12 protein-coding genes are annotated in these 24,870 nt (G+C 36.3%); 4 read left to right on the forward strand and 8 right to left on the reverse strand.

Annotated elements, in window-relative coordinates:
• Window positions 1-167: 167 nt before the first annotated feature.
• The 5 genes from AVL50_RS27410 to AVL50_RS27430 all read right to left on the reverse strand — a co-directional run bounded on the left by AVL50_RS27410 (window position 168) and on the right by AVL50_RS27430 (window position 12,452).
• Complete coding sequence (locus AVL50_RS27410; RefSeq protein WP_062620420.1) at window positions 168-1,409, reverse strand: hypothetical protein; 1,242 nt, start codon at window positions 1,407-1,409, stop codon at window positions 168-170.
• Window positions 1,410-1,484: 75 nt separating this feature from the next.
• Window positions 1,485-4,517 carry a glycoside hydrolase family 2 TIM barrel-domain containing protein gene (locus tag AVL50_RS27415; RefSeq protein ID WP_062620422.1) on the reverse strand — a complete coding sequence of 1,011 codons (3,033 nt, stop codon included), beginning with the start codon at window positions 4,515-4,517 and terminating at the stop codon, window positions 1,485-1,487.
• A gap of 924 nt (window positions 4,518-5,441) precedes the next feature.
• A complete protein-coding gene (locus tag AVL50_RS27420) occupies window positions 5,442-6,929 on the reverse strand; it encodes an LA2681 family HEPN domain-containing protein (protein WP_062620423.1) in 1,488 nt (495 codons plus the stop codon).
• A gap of 385 nt (window positions 6,930-7,314) precedes the next feature.
• A complete protein-coding gene (locus AVL50_RS27425; RefSeq protein ID WP_082796033.1) occupies window positions 7,315-8,721 on the reverse strand; it encodes a sulfatase in 1,407 nt (468 codons plus the stop codon).
• A 338-nt stretch (window positions 8,722-9,059) separates the two neighbouring features.
• Window positions 9,060-12,452: a hypothetical protein gene (locus AVL50_RS27430; RefSeq protein ID WP_062620425.1), complete on the reverse strand. Its 3,393-nt coding sequence runs from the start codon at window positions 12,450-12,452 to the stop codon at window positions 9,060-9,062.
• Window positions 12,453-12,776: 324 nt separating this feature from the next.
• On the opposite strand from AVL50_RS27430, the gene AVL50_RS27435 reads away from it, so the two are divergent.
• Complete coding sequence (locus AVL50_RS27435) at window positions 12,777-13,541, forward strand: hypothetical protein (RefSeq protein WP_062620427.1); 765 nt, start codon at window positions 12,777-12,779, stop codon at window positions 13,539-13,541.
• A gap of 101 nt (window positions 13,542-13,642) precedes the next feature.
• On the opposite strand, the gene AVL50_RS27440 is transcribed toward AVL50_RS27435, so the two are convergent.
• Together AVL50_RS27440 and AVL50_RS27445 are read right to left on the reverse strand one after the other, a co-directional pair.
• Complete coding sequence (locus AVL50_RS27440) at window positions 13,643-14,725, reverse strand: hypothetical protein (RefSeq protein ID WP_062620428.1); 1,083 nt, start codon at window positions 14,723-14,725, stop codon at window positions 13,643-13,645.
• Between the two features lie 193 nt (window positions 14,726-14,918).
• Complete coding sequence (locus AVL50_RS27445; RefSeq protein ID WP_062620430.1) at window positions 14,919-16,850, reverse strand: FAD-dependent oxidoreductase; 1,932 nt, start codon at window positions 16,848-16,850, stop codon at window positions 14,919-14,921.
• A gap of 656 nt (window positions 16,851-17,506) precedes the next feature.
• On the opposite strand from AVL50_RS27445, the gene AVL50_RS27450 reads away from it, so the two are divergent.
• The 3 genes from AVL50_RS27450 to AVL50_RS27460 are packed head-to-tail and all read left to right on the forward strand — an operon-like array spanning window position 17,507 to window position 24,610.
• On the forward strand, window positions 17,507-20,611 hold the full coding sequence (locus AVL50_RS27450) for a TonB-dependent receptor (RefSeq protein ID WP_172826936.1): 3,105 nt from the start codon (window positions 17,507-17,509) through the stop codon (window positions 20,609-20,611).
• A 13-nt stretch (window positions 20,612-20,624) separates the two neighbouring features.
• Complete coding sequence (locus AVL50_RS27455; protein ID WP_062620437.1) at window positions 20,625-22,460, forward strand: RagB/SusD family nutrient uptake outer membrane protein; 1,836 nt, start codon at window positions 20,625-20,627, stop codon at window positions 22,458-22,460.
• A gap of 5 nt (window positions 22,461-22,465) precedes the next feature.
• The gene (locus AVL50_RS27460; protein ID WP_062620439.1) at window positions 22,466-24,610 is read left to right on the forward strand and encodes a hypothetical protein; all 2,145 of its coding nucleotides are present in this window, start codon (window positions 22,466-22,468) and stop codon (window positions 24,608-24,610) included.
• A gap of 49 nt (window positions 24,611-24,659) precedes the next feature.
• Here AVL50_RS27460 and AVL50_RS33570 read toward each other — a convergent pair.
• The coding region (locus AVL50_RS33570) for a hypothetical protein (protein WP_371259060.1) at window positions 24,660-24,870 on the reverse strand (211 nt) is incomplete at its 5' end.

Raw genomic sequence — 24,870 nt, forward strand, 5'->3', positions numbered from 1 at the left:
CAAGGCAGATTTGCAGAGCATAGCCTTAGTTACGCGATAAAAATCTAACGAAGAGTAGGATAAAAAAGATAAAATAAAATGTCCGTTTACTTTTGTCCTAGTACTTACCATAAGGATGTTTTGATAAAAAGTCCTTACACTTTATCCGCCATGATTCTGATATTCAATTATTGCTCGCAGTTTTCAACTTCATCACTTTCATTGATGACTGCTTTCTTTTGATGAGGAAAACCGATGGCTTCTACGTTTGAAATCTTTACTTTATAATAGCCATTCGCATTATCGGCATTTCCATCTGCTCTGTATAAAATTGCAGCAACGGCAGGTGCTGGGTAGCTTTCGCCGTCGGGATGTGCTTTTGAGTGAATTAACGGTTTAGCATCGCAAGTGATGTATTTGAAATGTTTTGGCTTCACTTGAGCATTTTTGCCATAAGTAGCTTTTACATTTTTAACGATAGAAGTATTTGCATAATAACCTGGCTGAAGTTTTAGTTTCTTTTGCTCTTTGCTTGTATACCCCTTATCAATTCTTAAAGCAAAACCCGTATTGACTGTTTCTACGCCATCTACTTCTACATGCCCATTTCTGATGGCATGAGGAGAAATCATCACACCGGCATTACCATTTTGACAGTAGATATTTTTAGCATAAATATCATGATTACCACCTGTTTGAACATTGTTCATTTTCTTTAGGCCAGTTTCCAAACGAAGCGTTACACCACCATCGCCCCAAAGGTCTTTGAAGAATACATTTTTTAAAGCTTGAGATTGCACAAGTCCATATCCATAATGTGCTTTTTCAGTTCTACAGTTTTTCACTACACCATTATCCGACATTACAAATTTCCCATTAACTTTCGCATACCCCATTGTGATGGAAGAGAATTTTGTATTATCATCAATGCAATTCATATCAGCAATTAAAAAGTTGTGAGCATTGTTCATACTAAACACTCTAACTCTTTTGTTTGCCACTTTACTCACATCTACCGTATACTGCCCTTTATCTCCTCTTACACTAAGGTTTTCAACATAATTTCCTTTTGTACCGAAATCAAAAATACCATAGTTTTTGTCTTTCTCTGGAGGTGTTGGGTAGATTACTGCATCCTTAGAGATCACAATATGTACATTTGATTTCACCTCAATACTTCCAAAATAATAGGTACCTGCTGTGATGTTGATACGCCCGCCATTTTTCAAAGCAGTCATATCATCAATCGCTTTTTGAAGCTGATCACTGTCGTCTTTGTGGTCTTTGTTATTGACTTTATAGTCTTTGACAAGATCTACTGTTTTAGATACTTGTTTGATTTTGTCTTTGTAAAAATCGCTCTCTTTTTGAGCAAAAGTAAGTCCGGTACTTACAAGTAAAGCACCTAGTGTTACGATTAATTTTTTCATTTCACGAAAATTTATTGGATTTCAATGAATTGGACAACGATTTACTCACCCAATTCATCGTAATTGTTTTAAATATTAAATAGCTTTCAACTCATCCACACATAATCCATTGGCATGCAAAGAAGTAAGACGAATGGTATTGGCGCCTGATTGAAGAGTTACATTGACCTCATATTCATTCCATTCCCTTCTGTATTTATCAACCGCTTGCAAGGTCAATTCCTGACTTTCACCATTGATCGTCAATAAAACTTTATGCTCTTGAATATCTCTTTTGGAAGCCGAGTATCTGATCTTTAAAGTGTATTCTCCTTCACTTCCATCGTTTTCTTGATACCACTCAATGTAGCCTCCTTGATTTTTACCGAAGTCGATGTAACCATCTCCATTAAAATTGGCACCTTCAGAAGATATGGTCACTTGATCAAAAGCGGCATCTTCTGCTTGGTCTCCTCCTGGGTTGACGGCCGTTACAACAGGATCTAATTCAAACCCTTCATCTTCTGCAAAACGTTCATGCATATGGAGTATTTCTTTGTTGTTGAACAGTACTACCGCCTTAACTGTTGTTCCTAATTCGACCTCAAAAGATTGACTGTATTTTGTAGAAGCTGTTGTTGGTTCGCTTCCATCTGTGGTATAAAAAATATCGAAACCTCCCATTGCTTCTTTTCCTCTCAACACCATTTTCTGAACATCAATACTTACTTTTTTGGAAGTTAACAATCGCTTATCTCCTAAAATTGACCCCACAATCACATTGACATCACCAGACGCATCCAAGGATTCAACATAGGCCCTTGCCAACCCATAAAAACCAATTCTATCAGTGGCTAAATAATGTTTTTCTACATCCACTGGACTACCATTATCCAATGCTTTTACACGTCCTGCGCCTAATACTTTGAAGAAGTTTCTGTTCTCACCATAAGGATAGACTTCTCCTTTTGCATCTGTAGAAGTCACTCTGAGCTGTACTATATCTTCCGCTGTGTTACTTAAAGGTTCCCCATCAATGGATAACTTAATTTTTGAAGGTTGGTCAGCTGTTGCAATCGTTTCTTCGGCAACAATTCTATTGTTTTTATAACCCACAGCTTGCAATGTCCCTTTTTGATATCCAACCATCCATTGGCATTGCATTTTATCCCATGATTTGCCCGGTTTAAGTCTTCCTAATGAAGTCCCGTTGAAAAATAATTCTACTTCATCACAATTTGAATACACCCAGACTGGAATCTCAACACCTTCCTCTAAAGTTGGGTGCGTCCAATGGGGTAAAATATGTACCATTGGCTCCTCCGTCCATTGCGATTGGTATAAATAATAAAGGTCTTTTTCAAAATTGGCCATATCAATAGCTCCACCCATAAAGGATTTGAAAGGCCATCCACCGTGTACAAAGGTAGCTTCTCCTATATAATCATGCCCCGTCCAACGGAATGAACCTGCATAGTTTGGAATATCTCGTAACTGCTCAATGTTTTGTCTTGACGTCAAACGTACCATGGCGTTATCATAACTCGAATTAAAAAGCTGTTTGTAATTGGCTTTCTTGGCTGAAGTAGTCCAATCGAATGTAAATACCTCCTCCTCTGTTAAATCAGGATATTCATAAGGTTGATGACGAACGCAAGGATAACCATCTCTATACCAAGTTAGTGTTCTATAAAAACCTCTCACTTGGAACGTGTGCGTATTTTCTGTTCCAATAAAAACTCTATCCTTCTTCAAATGATCAAAAAAACCTTTCTTTTCACTATGCCCATTCACCCCAAAAACGTCCATATAGTCAGAACCTGAATGCCCTGAAGTGACAGGTCTTGTATTATCTAATTCATGACATCTTTCTACTAATTCCTTAGCGGTTTCATCCCCACGTGTTTCATTTCCTACAGAATAAATAATGATAGATGGGTGATTTCTATCTCTTTTGATCCAATCTGTCAGATCTCTGTTCCACCATTTGTTAAAGTAATGTGCACCATAATCGTTGAGTGCTTTTTTGTGCCAGCCATCATAAATTTCATCCATCACAATCAACCCCATCTCATCACACATATCATAAAACTGTGGGGTTTGAGGGTTATGTGCCGTTCTGATGGCATTCACACCCATCTTTTTCAATTGCTCTAAACGAAAACGTAATATCTTATCCGGCACCGCCGCTCCCAAAGCACCTGCATCTTGGTGATTACACACACCTTGTAGTTTTATATTTTCTCCATTGATCCACACCCCTGTTTCTGGCTTCCATTCCACATCTCTTACACCAAACTTAGTTGTATAAACTTTCTCCTTTTTCTTTACCACCATCCTTGAAACCGCTTTATACAAATAAGGTGAAGTTGTAGACCACAAATGAGGTGTATCAATTGTCATTTCTTGTGTTATGGTAGTCTGGTCTTTTTTCATTAAAGAAAACTTCTGTGATGTAGTCGCCACTACTTTTCCTTCATGATCAATGATGTCCGTAATTAACGTTCCTTTTGTATTATTCTCTGACTCATTTTTAACTTCAGTAGCAATTTCCACCACATTCTTTTTCGTTTTGATAAAAATACCATCCGTTGGAATGTTGACTTTTTCTTTAATATCAATCCAAGTATTGGCATAGATCCCCGAACCTGTATACCATCTTGCTGAAGGCTGTGCATCGTTATCTACCCTTACTGCAAAGGTGATTGTTTTGTCCTTTTCTACTTCTTCTGTAATGTCGTATTCAAATGAAATCCAGCCATAAGGTCTGTTTCCTAATTTACGTCCATTGGCCCAAACCGTACTGTTCATGAAAACACCATCAAAGGCAATACGGATTTTTTTCCCTTTCCATTCTTGAGGTACTTTGATCGTTTTTCTATACCAGCCAATCCCTGCCGGAAGGTAGCCACATTGCCCTCCCATTGGGTGATCCTTATCGTATTCCCCTTCAATACTCCAATCATGAGGGAGGTTTAATACTCTCCAATCGTCGTCCTTATAACTTAACTTTTCCGCTCCTTCTTGCTCGTCTAGTTTAAACTTCCAGTCTTTATTAAAATTAAGTCTTTGCTGTGCTGATAATTGCAGGGCAGAAAAAAGTAACCCCACTATAAGTAAATACTTCATTTGAATTTCATTTTAAATGGTCAGTAGTAAGGCTGTCGTAATAAGTGAGAGTCGTGTACCGATTCTTTATACACTACTAAATGAACATCGATACACGACGTACTAAAAACTCTCCAATTACTACCGCTTTAGTACTGACCCAAAATTCTATTTCTTTTGATTAAAACTTGGGTCTGTGTGTTTATAATGTGTAGCTATAAGGTTAAATGATTGATAAACTGCCATTTAAGCCATAAAAAATCATTTTGATCGTATGGTTGCAAAAACGTATTGATACACTTTGAAAACCAATTATTTACGTACGAGAAGAACTTTATAAACTAAATTATCTTCAATTTTTAATCGACCTTTCTGCAAGCATTTATAGGATCTACTTACAAACTCCCTTCTTCTTCATTTTTATCTTGATAAAAAATTCAAGGCTTAGAAGTCAAAAACTAAATTTCAAAAGAATATATAGTGCAACACGACTAGAGTTCAGGGGCTAGTAATATTGACTCCAACAACACTAAAGTGTTGATTACGTTTTGCAAACTACAAGACTTCAGGCTTGATAAGGTTGAATGACAGTAGGTTTGGAGTAGTTCAGGAAAGATGGTTATTTGTCCTGTTGTTTTATTAAATACACTTCTATTCAGCTCAATCTATCTGTACACTGACCACCGTACACGCTGTACGCTATTCACCGTACTGATCGTACACTATACACCGTACACGTTGTACGGTGTATAGTGTACATGCAATACCAAATTTCAGAAGTGAATATCGTGCAACACGACTAGAGTTCATAGGCTAGTATTATTGACTCCAACAACAATAAAGTGTTGATTACGTTTTGCAAACTATAAGACTTCAGGCTTGATAAGGTTGAATGCCAGTAAGTTTGGAGTAGTTTAGGATAGATGGTTATTAACATATTCACAGTTAAATATCTTTCTGTTTTTGAACAAACATCTGAAATGTATTTTCATTTGGTAAACATTTTCTGACGGCTATTTCAAAATATAATAATGCAGATTTCACAATTTGAAATATTTCAAAAGTGCATTTAATAAGATCCTTTAATAGAATTTGGTCTTTATTTGTTGGAGTAGTATTATTATCAATCACATTTAAATATGAATGTGTTATTTTATTTCTTATCCATTGTAGATTGTATAAATAGCCGTTATCCTTAAAGTCAAGTGATAAACTATATAAAGCTTGTAACTGCTTATTTTCTGTATTTTCAATAACTTTCTTAAATTCATCTTTTGTTAGATAATCAAAGTAAATGTCATCATCATATATCTTTTCTTCTTCAGAAAAGTAATAGGATACTAATCTAGCTATTTTATCTAAGCAATTATAAACATTGCAAAAAGTTGATTTCAATAACCCAAATTGATGATTATGCTGGAAAGAATCATAAGTATGAACAAAATTAACGTTATCATCATATATCTTATATTCATTATTTAAAGCATTGAAAAGTGAGTATCTTGATGATACATATATTTCAATTATTTGATTCCAAATTTGAAATGAAAAATATACACGTTTTGACATCATTCCATTGGGGCTATCTTTTTCTTTCAAAGGTTCCGTAAAAATTGGAAATAATGAATCCACCAAACTATCGTCATCATAAAAAATACCAAAATCATAGTTTAGGTACAAGTTATATTCCAGACTAAATTTTTGATAATGAGATAGTAAATCTATATTAGTCGACGTTTTTTTTATCTGGTTATAATTTTCTTTCTTCAGCTCTGTCTCAATTTCTTCAATCTCTTTAATGAATTTTTCTTTTGTGCCTTCACCTCCAATATCTTCAAGACGAGGATCATTTAATGCTTTTAATAGTAAATCCTTTGCTAGATCTAATAATTTTAAATGATCTTGAGGATGTAAAGCTAAAGATTGATATTTTTTTAATTCAAGTGCTTTATTTCCTAAAGCGATACCAAAAGAAGGGTTTTTCGCAATTACTTTATCATGAAGTAAAATAGCTTCATAATTTCTCCCAAGTTTATTTAGAATATTACCAGCATTAGTTAGAGCATAATTTATAAGAGTTGAATTATCTGATTTTACCTCCAAGAAACTTCTTACTGCATCTCTATATTCTTTTATATCTATCAACTCCATACTTCTATTTTTTAGTATTGCTATTTGGTATTCACAGTTTGCTAATATATAAACTACTTGATTAGTCTGGTTTTTCTTTTTTAACCTATACTTTGCAACACTTAATAGTACTTGGCATCTGTTATCTATTCCAAGATTACACATAACTGCTTCTATAAATTCTTGATAGTACTTATCGTTTTTGAAAATTTCATCATACTCACTGATTTTTTTCAGAATTATCTTCTTTTCAACACCTATCATTGATGACAGATCTTCAAGTGCTTCTTTAGAATTAAGCATAGCCTATTTGTCTTTTATAATTTAAGTGAAATAAATACAAAAGTTAATTTTCAATAAGATGAAGAAAAAAATACTCCAACAAAAATAAATACTTCACAACATTACAGCTTTCTATAAATATTCCACCAATTGTATAAACAGAAAAAGAGATGATAAGAAAATCTATCACCTCTAGAATATTTACTGTGGAATAAAATTGTGTTTTGAAGATTTTTATATGAGTAGTGGTTTCATGGTGGCGTGTGAGACGCAAAGCATTGCATCTCTACATTAGTTACCTTTTCAATTGAATTGAATCGCTAAAATTGAAAAGGTATCGTGCTGTAGAGCCACAATGCCTTGTGGCTTAAGAACCACTACAAAACCACATTTTCTAATCGTTTTTTTATTTAATTCCTTTTTCCTTCGCCTTCTTCTTATTCACCTTAAATAAATGGCTATTTTCTGGCGTTACTTCTTTCCATCCCGCATACACTTCATTTTCCCATTCCAATAACGCTTCCTTCATCTTTGATGCTCTTTTTGTTTCAATATCAATTTTATTATGCTCTTCAGAAATATCCTCTACAACGTTGAATAGCTCAAATTTTCCAGAATGGTATTTTACCAGTTTCCAATCTTCTTGCATAATAGCCGCATACTGATCTTCGTAGCTTCTCATAAAGTAAAGATTTCTCTTCTTCATGCTCTTACCCTTTAAAGCAGGCATCAAGCTTTTTCCTTGAATGTTGTTGTCTTTGTAGGTTTGGCCCGAAGCGATTTCCATTAAGGTTGGAAAGATATCAATAGTTTGAATTGGTTTAGAGTATTCTGTTCCTGCTTTTGTCACAGATGGATATTTGATCATCATCGGTACTCTTGCTCCGCCTTCTCCTAAAGTATTCTGTCTTTTTCCACCTGCCAGCGGTGTATTTTCAAAGAAGCTCCCTTGATCTGAAGTGATGATAACTACAGTGTTTTCGTCCATCTTCAAACGTTTTAAGGTCTTCAAAATAGTACCTACGGATTTATCCATGCTTTCTACCATGGCGTGATATTCAGCATATTTTGGCGACATCCCTTGATCAATATATTTCTGTACCAATTCCTTTTTTCCGATATGAGGACCATGTACAGTGTAGTACCAAAGGGTCATCATAAAAGGTTGTGGTTTATTATAATTTTCCAAGAAATGTACTGCCGTATCAGTCATGACTTCCGTAAGGTAAACATCTGGCTGATCATTGAACTCTTGGTAAGCATTTTTGTCTTTAAAGAATGGAGCATAATAGCTTTTCGGGTGACCAAAATTACTGACGCCAATTTGCTCATCAAACCCTTGGTGAATAGGATGAAAAGTTTCATGTCCCAAATGCCATTTTCCTAAAAACGCATTATAGTAGCCATATTCTTTAAGCTTCTCCGCATAAGTCACCTCTTCTAATGGCAACCAGTTTCTTGATCCCCTTTTGGCTGGATCAATCGACCATAAACCAAACTCTTTTGTATTACTGCCATCAGGCATTTCGTGACCAATATGACGAGGCATCTGTAAACGTGCCGCTTCTTTTCCTGTCAATAAAGATGCTCTACTTGGGCTACATGTGGGAGTAGGAATATACGCTCTTGTAAACTCCAGGCTTTCTTTTTTGAATTGATCTAAATGAGGTGTAACAAATGATTCATTTCTGTAGCCCACATCTGACCATCCATAATCATCCACAAATAAAAGTACAATATTAGGTTTCTCTTGTGCCATCACTGATGACATCGCTCCTATGCATAGAAGTAAAAGTAATTTGATTTTTTTCATTGCCATTTCAGTTTATAATTTCATAACAAAAATCGGGTAAAATGATTTTTCAGGTGTGTATGAGCATGTAAATAGTGTGTCTGAAGGTCTATTTTAAGATGAATGAGAGGGGAAAGTTTAATCAGAAGAATACTTCCATTGAAAAGTGCTTACGAAGCACTGTAAAATCATATTTAAGCTCAAAGTACTAGAGCTAAGATGTTTCATAAACCCATACTTTAAGTTATGATGAAAGTGGAATTTTGACCCATTTCTTCTATCTCCATCATTTCCCTCCATGCACACAAAACCCCACCACTACAAAGTGATGGGGTTTATAATCAAAAATTATTACCAAGTTATTGTCTAGCTTCTACTTTTCTCAATTTGATATTGTCTAAGTAGAAATCATGCAAACCATCGAGTTTCATATCTTTTTCTTTGAAGTTCATATTGATGGAACCAGTAGTGATTTTTTTCAATGATATTCTTTGTCTTAATGTCACCCACTCTCCGTATTTCATGTTCGGATAATCAGCGAAAACCCAAGGTACATTTGCAAAAACATCTAGGTCTACGGTATCATCGTTCGTTGAGATATTTGTTCTGATGATATCAATTGCACTTGATGCTTGAGGGATGAAGACATCAATAGAGATTTCATACTCTCCTTCTTCCACAGCAAATGCGTAATTTAATTTTGATGAACTGAATTTATGTGCCCTACTTCCTGAACTGTTTAATTCAAAGGCAAAGTGCATACTTGCATCTCCGCTTGATGAAGTTGATGTCACTCTTTCTATCTTTTCATTGGCTGTTGGGTTCTTCATACTCACATACCAACCGAACGCTTCCAAAGGTTCTTCTGCCGATTTTGGCGTTTCAAAATCCGACATCGGTCCATCTAAATAGGATACTACGCCATTCATTTCTACATCTTCCGCAGTGAAAGTTGATAATGCTACGCCCAATAACGATTGGATTTTATTGCCTGTATACTCCACTTGAATATCGTCTGAATTGAAGAAGTTTTCTACTAGATAAATTTCAATTCTCTTATTGTTTCCATCTGCTAATTTCACTTCTGAAATAGATGCATTGGCGTTTGAATAGTTGGCTTCGATGTTTTGAATACTCACTTTAAAATCACTCAACACCTCTGCTGAAGTAAATGGAGTTAGTGGATGTGATACATCAAAATAAAGTACGCCACTGCCATTGTCTGTCACTTTTCCAGCCTTTAGAGTAGGGTCATTTTGTACCTCTTTTACATTCACTTTTACTTTTGATGGATAATCCAAATCAGCGTCTTTAAACTTCTCATGCCCTTTTCTTTCCACCATTAATCCAAAACCAAAATCAGTTCCATGGTTTGAATACGTTACTTCAAATGAAGTCTCTTGTGATGTTACTTCCTCAGTACCATTGTTGATTTTCCAAGTCCTTCCTGTTGGTTGACCTGTAGATTGATCCACAAAAGTAAGTCGGTCACCTTGATTGATTTCTAACGTAGTAGCCGTTTCTTCCTCACCTGCTTTCAATGTATAAATTGGTGTGTTGAGGTCGTCATTTTTGTAAATACTGAACCCTGCTTTTAATGCTTCAGATGTAAAGACCTCAATCGACAATGGTACCAAAATTTCAACATCTTCAAAACCTTCTTTCGATAACGTCAATTTATGAGCCGTCAAAGCATCATTGTTTTCATCAAATGGCACCTCAAATGAAGTAGCTGTTGAGGTTTGTACCGTTCCATTATTCACTGTCCACTGAACTGAAGGGCTTTCTTTTGTTTGTGTTTTGAATAAAAGCGTTGTTCCTTTTTCGATGGCAATTGATTTCCCCTCTCCTACTTTTCCTTCTGGAATTTCATAAATTGGAGTTTCTAAATCAGTCGATAAGAAGACTTGAACACTGGCTTTTGGAGGTTGAGGACCAAGATCCACTTTCTTCACTTGAACTTTGACCGGAATCACAACCTTTTCCGTCAAGTCAGGATACACCGCATCTTTTCTTTCGATTACTAATTCATGTACGATATATTCCCCCTCAGTTTTAAATACACCTTCAACACTATTTCCTTTCAATGTATCTTCCTCAACTCCTTCAAGTACCCAATATGTAGAGGTAAATAAATCCTCATTGGTGGTATTGATAAAAGATAAAGCATCGCCTTCGTCCAACTCAACGGTAGCCCATTCCTCTGTATCTCCTGGAATAGTTTCTCCCTCTTTCAATTCATAAACCAATTGATCTCCATTCATCACTTTGAAAGTTGGAATTAACTCCGGAATCACCACTTCTTCGACCACTTCAACCGTTAAAGGAATAACCACCGTCGTTCTTAAATCAGGATAATTGCTTTCTTTTCTTTCGATTACTACTTGATGCGTATTAAACTCACCTGCCGTAGCAAAAGTCAAGTTGACCTCGTTTCCTTTGACAGAATCTTCTTCCATTCCGTCCACAAACCAGTAGGTAGAAGTGAATAAATTAGCATCAGAAGTGTTGATAAACGAAAGGCTTTCCCCTTTATCGATTTTCACTGAAGCCCAATCTGCTTGGTCTGTAGGAACTGTTTCTCCTGCTTTTAATTCAAACACTAATGAGTCTCCTTTCATCACCTTGAAGGCCGGCAACAATTCAGGAACTACTTGATTGACTTTAATCGTCAATGGAATTTGAATTTCTACTGTCTCATGCTCATCTTTTGATAAAGTCAGTGTATGAGCACCTAATCCCTCTTTCACTTCCTCAAATAACACTTCAAAAGAAGATGCAGATGATGTTTGAGTAGACCCATTATTTACGGACCATGCTAATGTAGTACCTTCTGTCGCTTCCGCTTCAAATACCAACGTTGTTCCCTCATCAATTTCTAATGTTGCCTCTTCGCCGTTTTCACCTGCTGCAATAGTATACAATGGAGTTGTTTTATCTGAAGCTAAAAATACTTTTACACCTGCCGTTAATACAGGTTTTACTTCTTCAATTACTTTGATGGTTACTGGAATGCTAACCGAAGTTGTCACATCAGGATACACACCGTCCACTCTTTCAATCAATAATTGATGCGTATTGAATTCACCTACCGTAGCAAATGTCAAGCTGACCTCGTTCCCTTTTACAGAGTCTTGATCCACTCCATCCACTAACCAATAAGAGGAAGTGAACATGTTTTGGTTTGTAGTATTGATAAAAGAAAGTGCTGCTCCTTCCGTCAATTCTACCATGGCCCACTCAGCAGTATTCTCAGGTACTGTTTCCCCTTCTTTTAATTCATAAATCAATGAATCGCCCATCATCACTTTAAAAGCAGGCAATAATACAGGTACTGAAACATTGACTTTCAAAGGAATTTCTGTTTGAATACTCGCATCAGGATGATCACCACCTTCTCTGATAAATGTTACTTCACCTGCTACGTGCTCTCCTTCCACATTGTAGATAACGGTAACTTCGGCAGTTATCGCATTCACTTCTTCTTTATTACCATTCAAGGACCAAGATCTTCCAGTAGGTTCACCTTCCGTAGAAATATCTTTGAAAGTCAGGGAGTCGCCATAAGTAAGCTGAATAACTTCCCAAGTTTCTTGATCTGAAGGGTTTAGAATATCCTCTAATGTCACCGTCATCACCTTCTCATTGCCTTTATATACTTCATAGACAGGTGATAATTCAGGAATCAGATCCTCTATTTGTTCTTGCTCTTCTTTGGTACAGCCCACAAAAAAAAGGAGGCATGCTAGCATAAAAAATGGTAGTCTAAATAGATTCATTTCGTTGCTGTTTTATGTTTAAAAATTCATTTCACACGAAAAAATTCGTTTGCATTTTGCTTTATGTGATATCAAAATTGGGTGAAATGATTTTCTTGATTGTGTCGGGGTGTACACAATCTGTCTTTGTCAATAAACAAAGAACAAAAAATCTATAAAATACTAATTATCTGAATATTGACAGGAAATATCATTTTATGGTTTTTCAGATGTTTCAAATCGAATTACATTTAATATTCGGATAAACTGATTATTAAATGTAATTTGCAGGACATTTACTCACAATACGATAAACTAATGAAACAACTTACTCTTTTTATTTTATTTTTCTTTGCTACAAAATTTATTTTCGCTCAAAATGATAGGAGCTTCAAAAATGGAGATATTATTCGTGTCGAAAATAATATTGATATAAGAAATGGAAAACCAGATTCATCTTATTTTTTTAATAGAACAGATTCAGTATTTAATTACTTGGAAGGAGGCTATAAATACAAGGTTCAGGGGTTTAATGTGGATAGTAACGAGTATAAAATTACAGCTATTCCTTTTAAAACTTTATCTGAAAACAAAAGTAAGAAAATGGTTGATAGGAGACCTTTGTATCTTGACCAACAATTTTATGTTTCTAAAAATGAATTAGAAGAAAATGCAACAAAAATAGAAGATATTCCTAAACTGACAATCGGAATCTTATATTTACCTTTTAGAATTAGGCCACAAGGTGAGTGGGCCTTTGAACAAAGCTTCAATATTGGAGCTACTGCAGCTTACCACATAGGTGGTCATTGTTATATCCAAATTGGTTCTCAGATTGGTTCAACAATTCTCACTAATTCTAATACAAAAAAAGAAATTAGTGAAGATATTAATATGACTACTTTATCATTAGTAGGAGGAATTATGTATGAACATAATAAGGCCCAATTTGGATTATATTTTGGTTTTGATCTAATTAATAATCAAGAAGCTTACGAATGGAAATATCATAAAAAGCCATGGTTTACACTAGGCATTGGTTATGATATTTTCAAATTAAGTACTAAAAAAGTAAGTAACTAAATATTAGTCAACTAGAAATAAGTTATTTCTAGTTTTGATAATTGAGGGACGAGATAAAAAGTCAAATCCTTCAATTATCATGTAAAAACTTGTTTAACTAGTTACAAACTCTTCCTATTCTTACGCTCAAACTTCTTCAAAGCCTTTTCCTGTTTTTTTGAAAGCGTGAGTCCTTTCAAGTACCAATAAATATTTCTGCTGATCAATACATCCTTTCCATCAAGATAAGGCAGGAGTTTTTCGGTTATGACTTCATTTTCAATTTTAAATTCCGAAAGGAAATCAAGAAATAAGGAGACTTCCTGATAGTTCTCCATTTTTATGTAATCGAGCAGTTGATTATCATAAGCTTTTTCTTTAAAAATAGAAATCAGTACTATCCTTCTTAAGGACATATTATTAAGGTGTTGAAATAAAGCTAACTTCTGTGAAGCATCTGATAAATTTAAGAGCATTCTTATTTCTCTACCTGTTAAATTATCCGCTACATTGAGGTAATAAGACCAGTAATCTTCGATGCTGTAACCTTTTTCTGTAATCACTTCTAATGCAAACAAAGTGGTTGTTGCCTTTTGAATAGCCATCAATTTTTTCAGACTTTCCTCTGTCTGATTTTTGATACTTTTCTCACGAATCGCTTTTTTAATAACAGGATGATTGGCCCAATGCCAAAGAGTAAAACAGGTAAGTGTAGCTCCCTGTACTACATCTTTTTTTCCTATAAATGCTTTTGTTGCTCCTGAATAGCCATCCAAATCATTTTCATCTTCCACGTACAAATCGTCTTTCGTTACATCTGATAAAATAGACTCCTCATCTTTTAAAATAGAGTGTAGTTTTTTATAATCCTGCTTCGTAAAGGCCATTGTTTTGTCATCCAAATGCTTTTCTAAATCGAGCCTTTCAGGAATAATCAATTTATAGAAATCACCGTATTGATCCCATTCTAAAGTAACTGTAATGATTTTACATTGATTGGTATAGCACATCACAGAGGCCACTTTTGAGGTAACTTGCCCCGAACTTTTATGCATATTGAAAGTCAGCGTTTGATCTTCTCCTTTTTTTAAACCTGGATGGTTCAATGTTTTTTGAAAACTAGAGATATTCTTGTCTTCTTTTAGAAAAGGAGAAAAAAAACTGCAGAGAATAAAAGATAAAAAAAGGTATAATTTGAATGTCATGTTTGTATCGCTAGAAAATGAATAGCTCCATCATCAACCCAAACTTAAGTTGTGGGTTGATGATGGAGTAATAAACCTTGATTATGTCTAAAAATATTTGAAAAACATCGAATTTCAGGATCAATAGTGAAATTATGAATAGTTTTCCAAAAGCCCATGAACTCTATCATGGGACTGTATAATTGAAGGAAGATCAAGAATAAGAACGCACTTCATATAAACGAATATTCTTCGCTCCCCAAGTGTCCTTTAATTTTAATCGAATGGCTGTAGTAGAAACTGTATCAAAAGACAACTTAATTAATCTTGTAAGGTTATCTTCCAAAGTCGCTACTTTTTTCCATTGCCCCTTTACTCTCACTTCCAACGTCAAAGATTTCAACAACTCTGGAGGAACAGCCGTGACTTGTTTCGCATTTTTCAAAGGGTTCTTATGCATCATTATATTTCGATTAACATTGGTATCTGCTTTCAATTCAACCTTAGAAATTGATACATTTTTCTCCCATTCCAATTGCAATGTCGCATTCTTTCCATCAGATTCCCAGTGATGAATTTCATCAACTTTATCTCTGCTCACACCATCAATCAGCAATTTGCTATCACCTGAAACGGTTGAAGAAGCAATAATACTGTTCGCTTGTTTTGCTAAGTCTTTTTTATCTTGAGAAGGACGATTTGGAATATAAACATCATCCCTTATCAACTGTTCTTGTAGTAATTGAATGTCCTTTTGAGCTAGCTCTCTTGGCGTCCATTTTTTATCAATACAAATTTTTGCTGCTGTTCCAATAGCTTGTCCCATCAGACCACAAGTAGCTTGAATTCTTGTAGAAGATAAAGCCACGTGTGTCACAGAAACATTTCGTCCGGCAAACATCAAATTCCTGATATTTTTAGAATATAAAGAACGGAACGGCACTTGATATACTTCCTCAAAACGGGCATGAAAATACGAAGGAGGCTCGCTTGGGTTTTCAATGCCACCTGGGCAATGTTCATCAAATGACCAACCACCATATGCTACTGCATCTTCAAATTGTTTATTATTTTGCATCTCTGGCTGAGAAAGAATATGGTCTCCCATAAAACGTCTTGATTCTCTTCTTCCCGGAACGGAACCTACCCAATCCAAAACAATATTGGCCGACTCTGGAAATTCTCCTGAATTTTTGACGTAGTCCCAAACACCGTGCATATACCCCAAAAGCTTATGACGGTTTTCCTCATAATCCGCAATGATATCATACTCACTCCCTAGCTCAACCCACCAAAAACCTTCCTTCAAGTGTTTGATTCTTCTCTTATTCATCTTATCGGCTTCATAAGGAATCATAAACTTTGGCGGATAATACTTCACCGGTCTTCCCATATCCTTTGTGATCATCATGACAGATGCGCCCATTTGCCAACCGTCTGCTTTATCTGGAGCAAAGGATTCATTAAACTCTGATTTTGCCTCTCTACCTGTTCTGTATTCTGCTCCTGCCTGTGCCGCCATTAAGCCGTCGCCCGAACAGTCGCAAAACATTTTTCCTTCAATGGTAAAATAGGTTTCCGTGCTCGCTTGCCAGCATAAAATATCAGTGATCTTGTCATTCTTAGTATTCGCATCCAATGCCTGCGTGTTGAGCATCACATCCAGATTTTTCTCTCTTGTCACAAAATCATACACCACGTGATCCCAAACTGGGTAAGATTCCTGAGGATTATAATGCCAGTTTTCTATTAATAACTCCTCCACAATACCTGTCTCTCTTTCTATCTTATGCTTATTTTTAAGGTGCATCACCCCATTCACCGTCACTCTTATTTCTGAAGAAGCATTCCCTCCCAAAACCGGTCGATCATTGATCAACACTGTTTTTGCTCCCGATCTTGCAGAAGCTACTGCAGCGCATATTCCAGCAATACCTGCACCTACTACCACTACATCATAACTTGCGGTTTTATTTCTATAAGGAAGCCCTTTCTTACCTTCTCCTACTTGATACCAATTGTCTTTATCACGTTGAGTGGATAATGATTCAATTCCTTTATTTTCTTTAGCTTCGACGGAAGAAATACCAACCCCGGTCGCAAGGGTGGCTAATGTTGTCTGTTTAAAAAAATCTCTTCTTTTCATCTCATTGCATTTTTAATGTAAACAAAGATTCAAAGTTTATCATAAAAAGGTGTGAGTGTGGATAAGTAGTTTGTCTCTTTAAATATGGAAATGAGTTGATGAAGTAATCAATATAACTCACTTAGTCCCAAAACTGAAGCTGTGAGCTCAAGATAGAGAGTGACTTATGTTGTAGGCACCTGCAAACAGTAGCCTCATTTCCTAGTACTTATCAAGTTCCCTTATTAAATTTGTTATCGACATCATTTTTTATCTTTTAAAACAAAAAAAGAATACAGCACAGTTTGACTTCTTTTTTAAGCTTATTTTATCACTTTAATATAAAATCTGACATTATCCTACTGCTTTTACCCTCGTTTCAACAGGTAAATGTATACACCAATACACTTATTATACATTGAGATACAAAAGGTATTTATAGGGCCAAAACAGTATTATAACACACATTTGACAAAATAATTGGTTGAAAACCCGCCTTATACGTAGAATTTACATTTTATGGAAGCTAGGATACACCGAATAAATCATTGGGCACAGTGAGGTATAAGGCTCACATTACCTTTATAATGTGATTTTTTAAGGCCAAATCTATCACACACACAATTTTTACAAAAACTCCTATTGCAATTGGTTTATTGAAATGAATAATGAAACAAATGAAAAGTATTTTTACAGTATTTAAACTGCTAAACTTTCGCCTTTTCTTTCTGACGAGCTTGCTACTTCTTTCTATCCATATAGATTCAATAGCGCAGTCAAGACAGATTTCAGGTAAGATTATCAGTGCAGAAGACAAATTTCCTTTACCCGGTGTGAACGTCCGTATTAAAGGAACTACTCTTGGCACCGTTTCCAATTTTGATGGTGAATATTCCCTTTTAGTAGAAGAAGGTGAAACATTGGAATTTAGCTTTATTGGAATGGTGACACAAGACATAGTGGTGACTACTCAAAGTAAAATTAATGTAACGCTTCAAGCAGATGTACAGGTGTTGGATGAGATCGTAAAGATTGGTTACGGTGAACAAAAAAAGAAGGAAGTTTCAGGTGCGGTGGCTCACATCAAAAGTGAAGCCTTTGAAGCTTATGTTTCCGGTGATGCTACTCAAGCTTTACAAGGACAAATTGCAGGTGTGAATGTTACCACTTCCGGTTCTCCTGGAGCTGATGCAGTCGTTCAGATTCGTGGTGTGAGTACAGTGTCAGATGTAGCCGGTGCCACTGAGCCTTTGTATGTAGTGGATGGTATTCCTCAAAATGAAAATCCACGTTTGGCTCCTTCAGAAATTGAGTCGATGGACATTCTAAAAGACCTTGCTTCTTGTGCTATTTACGGAACAAGAGGAGCTAATGGTGTTATTCTTATTACCACTAAAAAAGGAGAATCAGGCAAGCTGAATGTTTCCTTGGATGCTTCTTATGGTGTCAAAAACATTATTTCAGGAATGAGTTTAATGAACACCCCTGAGCAGGTTTATTTTGATATGATCAAAGAAAGAAACCGTGGCACTAACGACTTTGATAACTCTACCAACTTACCGATTCCAAGAAACCCAAGCATCTTCCAAAATGATACTGATTTATCGGAAGTAGTAATCAAAGACAATCAGCCCACTCAAAACTATAATATAGGAATCAACGGTGGTGCTAAAGGTCTGACGTACAACCTTACTGGTGGCTTTTTTGACGATAGAGGTCCTTTGATCAACTCTGGTTTTTCAAGATACAATGGCAGAGCAGGTGTACGCTATGATAGAGGAAAATGGAATATTAATTCTTCTGTTGCTATCGGATCAGAAACAATTGAAAGAACAAGTTCTGGCCTATTGACACAAACCATCAAATATGCTCCTTACAAACCCGGCCTTGATCCAAACAGTGATCAGGCATTGGTGGAAGTGGGAGGCAGTGCATCTACTACTAATAGTGTTTTGGAAACAATGAAAATGGAAGATGTGGCGAACAGAGATAGAATGCAAGGTAATATTAGTGCATCGTATGAGATTATTGAGGGCTTAAAGCTGAATTCCAATTTAGGAGTAAGTAATGTGAACGAATTCAGATATAGATTCAAACCTTTTATTGAGAATTATGATGAGGATGGTATTCTTCAAACTGACCCTGCCAACTCTTATGTTGTCAATGAATCATCAAGAAGAACTTCTACTTCTGCCGACGTCCGTCTATCTTATTTCAAAAAGTTTGGAAGTCATAAAATTACAGCTGTAGTGGGGTCATCTTATGAAACACATTCACGCAATAGTTTCTCGGCTCGAAAAACAGGTGTAGTAGACAATTCCATTAGAGTTTTAGAAGGTGCTGTTTTGGCGGCTTCAGCTACAAATGGTTACAATTATACCTATAATATCATTGGTACATTAGGTCGTATTACTTATGATTATAAGAGCAAATACATGTTCTCTGTCAGCGGTAATTATAATGGAAACTCCAAATTTGCCAGTGATAAAAAATGGAAGTTCTTTCCTTCTGCCTCAGCGGCGTGGAATGTCTCTGAAGAGAGATTCTGGGATGGAATAAGAGGAGTGGCTAACAACTTTAAAATTCGTGGTTCGCATGGTCAAGTTGGTGGACAAAGTTTCTTGCCTTACTCAGATCAAGCCACTATCCAAAACGGAAACGATTATCTGTTTGGTGCAGGCGGATTCCCTACTTTGTATTTCGGTTCAGCACAGCAAAGTTATGCCAATGGAAATATTCAATGGGAAACTTCTATCCAAAACAACGTGGGTATAGATCTAGGATTTTTGGACAATAAAATTACGATCACTTCAGATATATATCATACACAGAAATCAGACATGTTATTCCCTGTTCAGTTACCACCTTCTTCGGGTGTAACAGGTGCAGATTCTAAATTGACAATGAACATTGGTAATATGGTCAATAAAGGTTTCGAAATAGCGGCTACAGTAAAAGGAACTAAAGATGCATTCAACTGGAGTATGACGGGAACTTTCACCAAAAATCAAAATGAAATTACAAGCCTTAACGCCGATCACTTCATCTACACCACAGATGCAGGTTTAATCAATGGAGCAGGGGCTTCTTCTAAAGTGACTGTGTTTTCTGAAGGATATGAAGCTGGTGCATTCTTCTTATACCAAACCGATGGTGTCATCAAAACAGAGGAGCAATTAAGAGCCTATCAGGAAATCAAACCTGACGCTAGAATGGGTGATCTGGTTTACAGCGACACTAATAATGACGGAACGATTACAGACGAAGATAGAGTATATATGGGATCTGGTTTCTCCAATTTTGAAAGTGGATTTATTTTCAATCTAGGATGGAAAGGTTTTGATTTTATGATGCATTGGTATGCGGCAATTGGACATAAGGTAATGAATGGTTCAAAAGCAATGGCTTACTCGGAAGGTAGACACAAAGACCAAGTCAACACATGGAATAGAGCCAACCCAACTTCAGACACACCCGCTTGGAGAGGTACTACAAAACAACATGATAATTTCAGAGCATACACTGATCTTTGGTTGGAAGACGGCTCTTACATTCGTCTGAAGAACGTTCAAATTGGATACACATTACCAAAGAGAACAATTAAACGCTTAGGGATGTCGAACTTTAGAATCTATGTTTCTGCTCAAAATCCTATCACGTTTACAAACTACACAGGATATGATCCTGAAGCGGCAGGAAATGGTGTTTCTTCAAGAGGACTTGATAAAGGAAACTACCCGATCTCCTCTCTTTACCTTACAGGTTTTAAGTTGAACTTCTAGACGATTGAAAACAATGAAACTGAATATAAAAGAACTACTGAAATACGGTTGGTATGTAGTATTGTTTGCTTCATGCATGGGTTGTAATGATATCTTGAATGAAGACAACCCCAACGCCAAGCCAAAGAAAGATTACTTTTCATCACTCTCTGAATCAGACAAAGTACTTACAGCGACTTACTCTGCTTTATTGAATCATTATAACCTCAATATCCTGGAAGAATCATGGCGCTCTGATTTGGGCTACCCTTCCATTTCAACAGGAAGACCTGCTTTAGGCAGTAATGGTGAACCTTGGTATTTTAAATCATACACTAATTCACAAAAAGAAATCAATAAAAAGTGGGAGGCACTTTACATTGGCGCTTTTAGAGCCAATCAGTTGATTGAAGGTTTAGAAGGACCTTTGGTTGCTAAAAAAGAAAATGAAGTCTGGATCTTGCAGATGGCACAAGCGCGATTGCTGAGAGGTATTTTTCACTTCTGGGCTTATCAAACGTTCAACAATGGCAGAGTGATCATTAGAGACAAAGTGCCGGTTGAACTGGAGGAATTCAATATTCCAGTCTCTTCGAAGGAAGAAGTAAGAGCATTTATTTTAAGTGACTTTGAATATGCTTATGAAAACTTGCCTGCCACATGGGGATCTGATGCTCAAAATGAGCTTTCTGCTGGGAGAATGAATAAAGCTATTGCGACCATGTTCCTTGCCAACCTTTACTTCTTGGAAGCTCCTGCCTCTGTTGATGGTGATGGAATTGAACCAGATTATGATAAAGCAATGACTTATTATCAAGAGATCATCAACAACTATGGTTATCAACTCATAGGCGATCCTGAATTGATGTTTACAAGAGCTGGTGAGTTTAACAATGAGGCCATTTTTGAGGTAATCTATGATGACAATCTAAGACCTGAACTGGATAAGTTTGACGAACAGTCACCAAGCAACCGATTGGCAAGATATTCGGCTCCTGGAACTATGGGCGGGCAAAGAGCAATGACGCCTACTGCATGGTTAGCCTACAAATACAAAACGGAACAAGTAGACCCGCTAGACAAAAGAAATACAGAGACTATTATTGATTTAGATACAGAAGAGGAAATAGAAGTAATCAGAGACATTTCCCTTAGAGCATCAGCAAGTGTGGCATTGGTCAATGATCTTTACACGGATTACTACAGATCTGGCATTACACCTGTAGCCGCTTCTTTTGGCAAGTATGAATTCTCGTATTTTAAGAAATATACCAACCATGATATTGTCACATCAGAAGGCAACCTCCCTAAAGGAGCATGGTATTCGGGTAAAAACATTACAATTCACCGACTGTCTGAAGTGTATTTGAATCTGGCCGAATGTTATTTACAGAAAGGAGATGTGGCTTCTGCCCTTAAGTATATCAATGACGTGAGAGCAAAATGGGGATTGGTATTGTTGGGCTCGTCGGTACAAGGACATCACACTGACAGAACATATGATGAAGTAGTTTATTCTGTAGAGACACTAATGGAGCATTTAATGTTTACTGAAAAACCACTTGAACTTTCTGTGGAAGGACATTCTATTCGCTGGATTGATTTAAGAAGATGGGGCAAAGTAAGTGAAGCATTCCAAAGAGCTTCCAATGATGTTTATCATACGCTTCAGTTTCAATTTATAGATCCCGCTACAGGCAATAAACTGAAACGAAACAGAGCGGATTTACATATAGGTTCAGACCCTAATAACAAAAGTATCGACATCATTGATTGTGTGGATGCTTATAACAATTACATTCCTGAACTGCACGACTACTATCCTCTTCCACTTGAAGAGATTATTTCTAATCCTAACTTAGGTCAATAAGTACAATGAGAAAATTAAAATTAATATATATCAGTCTTCTTGCTTTGTTAGTTTTAGGCTGTAATAAAGACAACGAAAATGACATCCCTGATTACTCAGATGTTTCTTGGTACACTGAAGCAGGAGGTTTTGCACATACTAATCTAGCAAGGCAAGTGGGAGAGTCACTTTCTTTTATGGATCTGTCTCAAGGCATTTACGCTCATGAGTGGGTACTGGATAGTGGCAACTTTTACATTGAAGGTGATTTTCAGAAAGGAGATGACCTTACACAATTCATCATCCCCAACAGCGGACTTTCTACCGACGCTTACAACATCAATGTTCTGTTTATGGAAGAAGGGTTGCAAGGCGTCCGTCTTCATAATAAGTTCTATCACCCCGTAGAATACATTGGTTTCAATAGCAGTCATGATGAAGCTGATACGCTGACTGCACATAGGGATGAAGAAGGTATGTGGGTGATTGACACTACTTTTTATGTGGATGTATATGGTGTACTTGAACCAGAGGTAATTATTGAGAAAGAAGGTGAAATGCTTGTTCACGTGAAAATGGATTCAATCATTTACTTTGAAGACGGCGAACAAAAAGTCATCACAGATCAAGATGAGAACATTGTATTTCCAACCTTTGACATAGAATGGGGTGAAGTGCTGACTTACAGAGATATGACTGCATCAGGACGTCCAGATACTAGAACTTGGACCTTCCCTTCTAATGCGGCTGTCAATGGTTATGATAATGGAGGAGATAGTAATGTAGATCCTGAAAACGCTGTTTCTGTGGATTTAATCTTCAACTCATTTGAAAAAAGTGGAGCAGGCAGTCTAGAAACAGAACGTACTCTTGATGTGGTGGCAAGCAAGGCAAAACTAAATTTACCGATCACCTTCAATGTAGTTCCCCCTACTTTGAAAGCGGAATTCAAAGTGTATCATAGAGGTGTTGAAGTGTTACATATTGGTGAAGATGATATTCCTAGTGATGATATTTCCACTTGGACCACATTGGACATTGCCTTAGATGACGAATTGGTATTTGAAGATCTCACTACTGAAATCACTACATTGAATAGAGCATGGAACTTTGAGAGTGGCATTAAGGCTGGAGAAACTGGTACAGCACAAAATGAATCAAACATCTACTCGGATATTGCGACAGGTGCTAAAATTGGGAGCTTCACTGTCTCTCAAACGATCAATAATGAAGAGCAAACTTCTACCAAAGTAATTCCGCTCTTGATCAATGTGACTTTAACACAAGAAGGCGATACGGAAGTGCTAGGTGATATCACTACAGCAGATGAAATCAGTAATACCATCCTCTTCTACAGCAATGAAGAATTGAAAGACATTCCAGCTTCATCCATCAACGATTTCAGCATTTCAGGAACAGATATTAATGCGGCACCTTTGAGCCTTAGCATCACCTCTGTTGCTCTTAACCCTGATAACAAGAAGGAAGTAATGATCACACTTGACAATGAGGTATATAACTCTGATGAAATTCAATTGGCTTATACAGGTTCACAAATCAAGTCAAGAGCAGACATTCCATTAAATGCATTTGATCTTCCTGTAATCGGAAAAAATACAGCATCAGACGTATTGGATGCTACTTTCAAAAGCTTTGAAGAATACAAAGGAAAAGATACTGGTGGTTCTGCCAAAGGTTGGATCTCTTCCCATGACGGAGCTCCAAAAGATACCCGTTACTTCTATTACCAAAGGACAGACGAAAGAGCCTCTGATGGAGATTACAGTATGAAATTCTTTGCGGATTATAACCTTGCAACTATTTCAAAAGACAAAAAGGTTGAAACTTCAGTATCAGAAGGTCATATTTTAGATGTTCCAGAAGGCGTCTATGAAGTTTCTCTGGATATTTATGTAGAAGACGGCAGTATCACATCTCCATTAGATGAAAACTTTGAAATAAAACTAACTGGAGAATCAACTTTATCTTACAAAATTGATTACAACGCCTTACCAAAAGGTGAATGGACAACCATCAAAATCAAAAAGCCATTTGGCCCAAGTAACAGTACTACTAAATTAGTGCTTCAATTTGACAGCGATGTGGCCAGTTCAGGAACAGTTCATTTCTATCTTGATAATGTTTCTATGAGAAACCTAAAAACAAGATAGAAAACCAGCAGTAAAAGTGTTTACAGGTAGCTTGAGGAGAAATCCTTGGCTACCTTTTTTCTACAGTGTTTTTTTTGAGAGAAAGGTATGGATAAAGTAAGTTTTTGTTTTGGTGATAAATAGGAAACTGCTTCGGTGTATCAAAATGATAGTTTACAATAGTATTTATTGAACTATGAGGTTTTTCGGAAATCGTATCATCAATAGAAATAACAGAATCTTCACTTTCTATTTTTCTAGCAAATGGCTTAACAGATTTC

Origin of the sequence: Flammeovirga sp. SJP92 (assembly GCF_001583495.1) — a bacterium.
Lineage (GTDB): Bacteria > Bacteroidota > Bacteroidia > Cytophagales > Flammeovirgaceae > Flammeovirga.

Bases quoted from the DNA above. Each gene is read 5' to 3' on its own strand.
- AVL50_RS27440 (WP_062620428.1), bottom strand. From the start codon at position 14,725: ATGACATTCAAATTATACCTTTTTTTATCTTTTATTCTCTGCAGTTTT.
- AVL50_RS27430 (WP_062620425.1), bottom strand. From the start codon at position 12,452: ATGCTAGCATGCCTCCTTTTTTTTGTGGGCTGTACCAAAGAAGAGCAA.
- AVL50_RS27450 (WP_172826936.1), top strand. From the start codon at position 17,507: ATGAAAAGTATTTTTACAGTATTTAAACTGCTAAACTTTCGCCTTTTC.
- AVL50_RS27410 (WP_062620420.1), bottom strand. From the start codon at position 1,409: ATGAAAAAATTAATCGTAACACTAGGTGCTTTACTTGTAAGTACCGGA.
- AVL50_RS27445 (WP_062620430.1), bottom strand. From the start codon at position 16,850: ATGAAAAGAAGAGATTTTTTTAAACAGACAACATTAGCCACCCTTGCG.
- AVL50_RS27425 (WP_082796033.1), bottom strand. From the start codon at position 8,721: ATGAAAAAAATCAAATTACTTTTACTTCTATGCATAGGAGCGATGTCA.
- AVL50_RS27460 (WP_062620439.1), top strand. From the start codon at position 22,466: ATGAGAAAATTAAAATTAATATATATCAGTCTTCTTGCTTTGTTAGTT.
- AVL50_RS27420 (WP_062620423.1), bottom strand. From the start codon at position 6,929: ATGCTTAATTCTAAAGAAGCACTTGAAGATCTGTCATCAATGATAGGT.
- AVL50_RS27455 (WP_062620437.1), top strand. From the start codon at position 20,625: ATGAAACTGAATATAAAAGAACTACTGAAATACGGTTGGTATGTAGTA.
- AVL50_RS27435 (WP_062620427.1), top strand. From the start codon at position 12,777: ATGAAACAACTTACTCTTTTTATTTTATTTTTCTTTGCTACAAAATTT.
- AVL50_RS27415 (WP_062620422.1), bottom strand. From the start codon at position 4,517: ATGAAGTATTTACTTATAGTGGGGTTACTTTTTTCTGCCCTGCAATTA.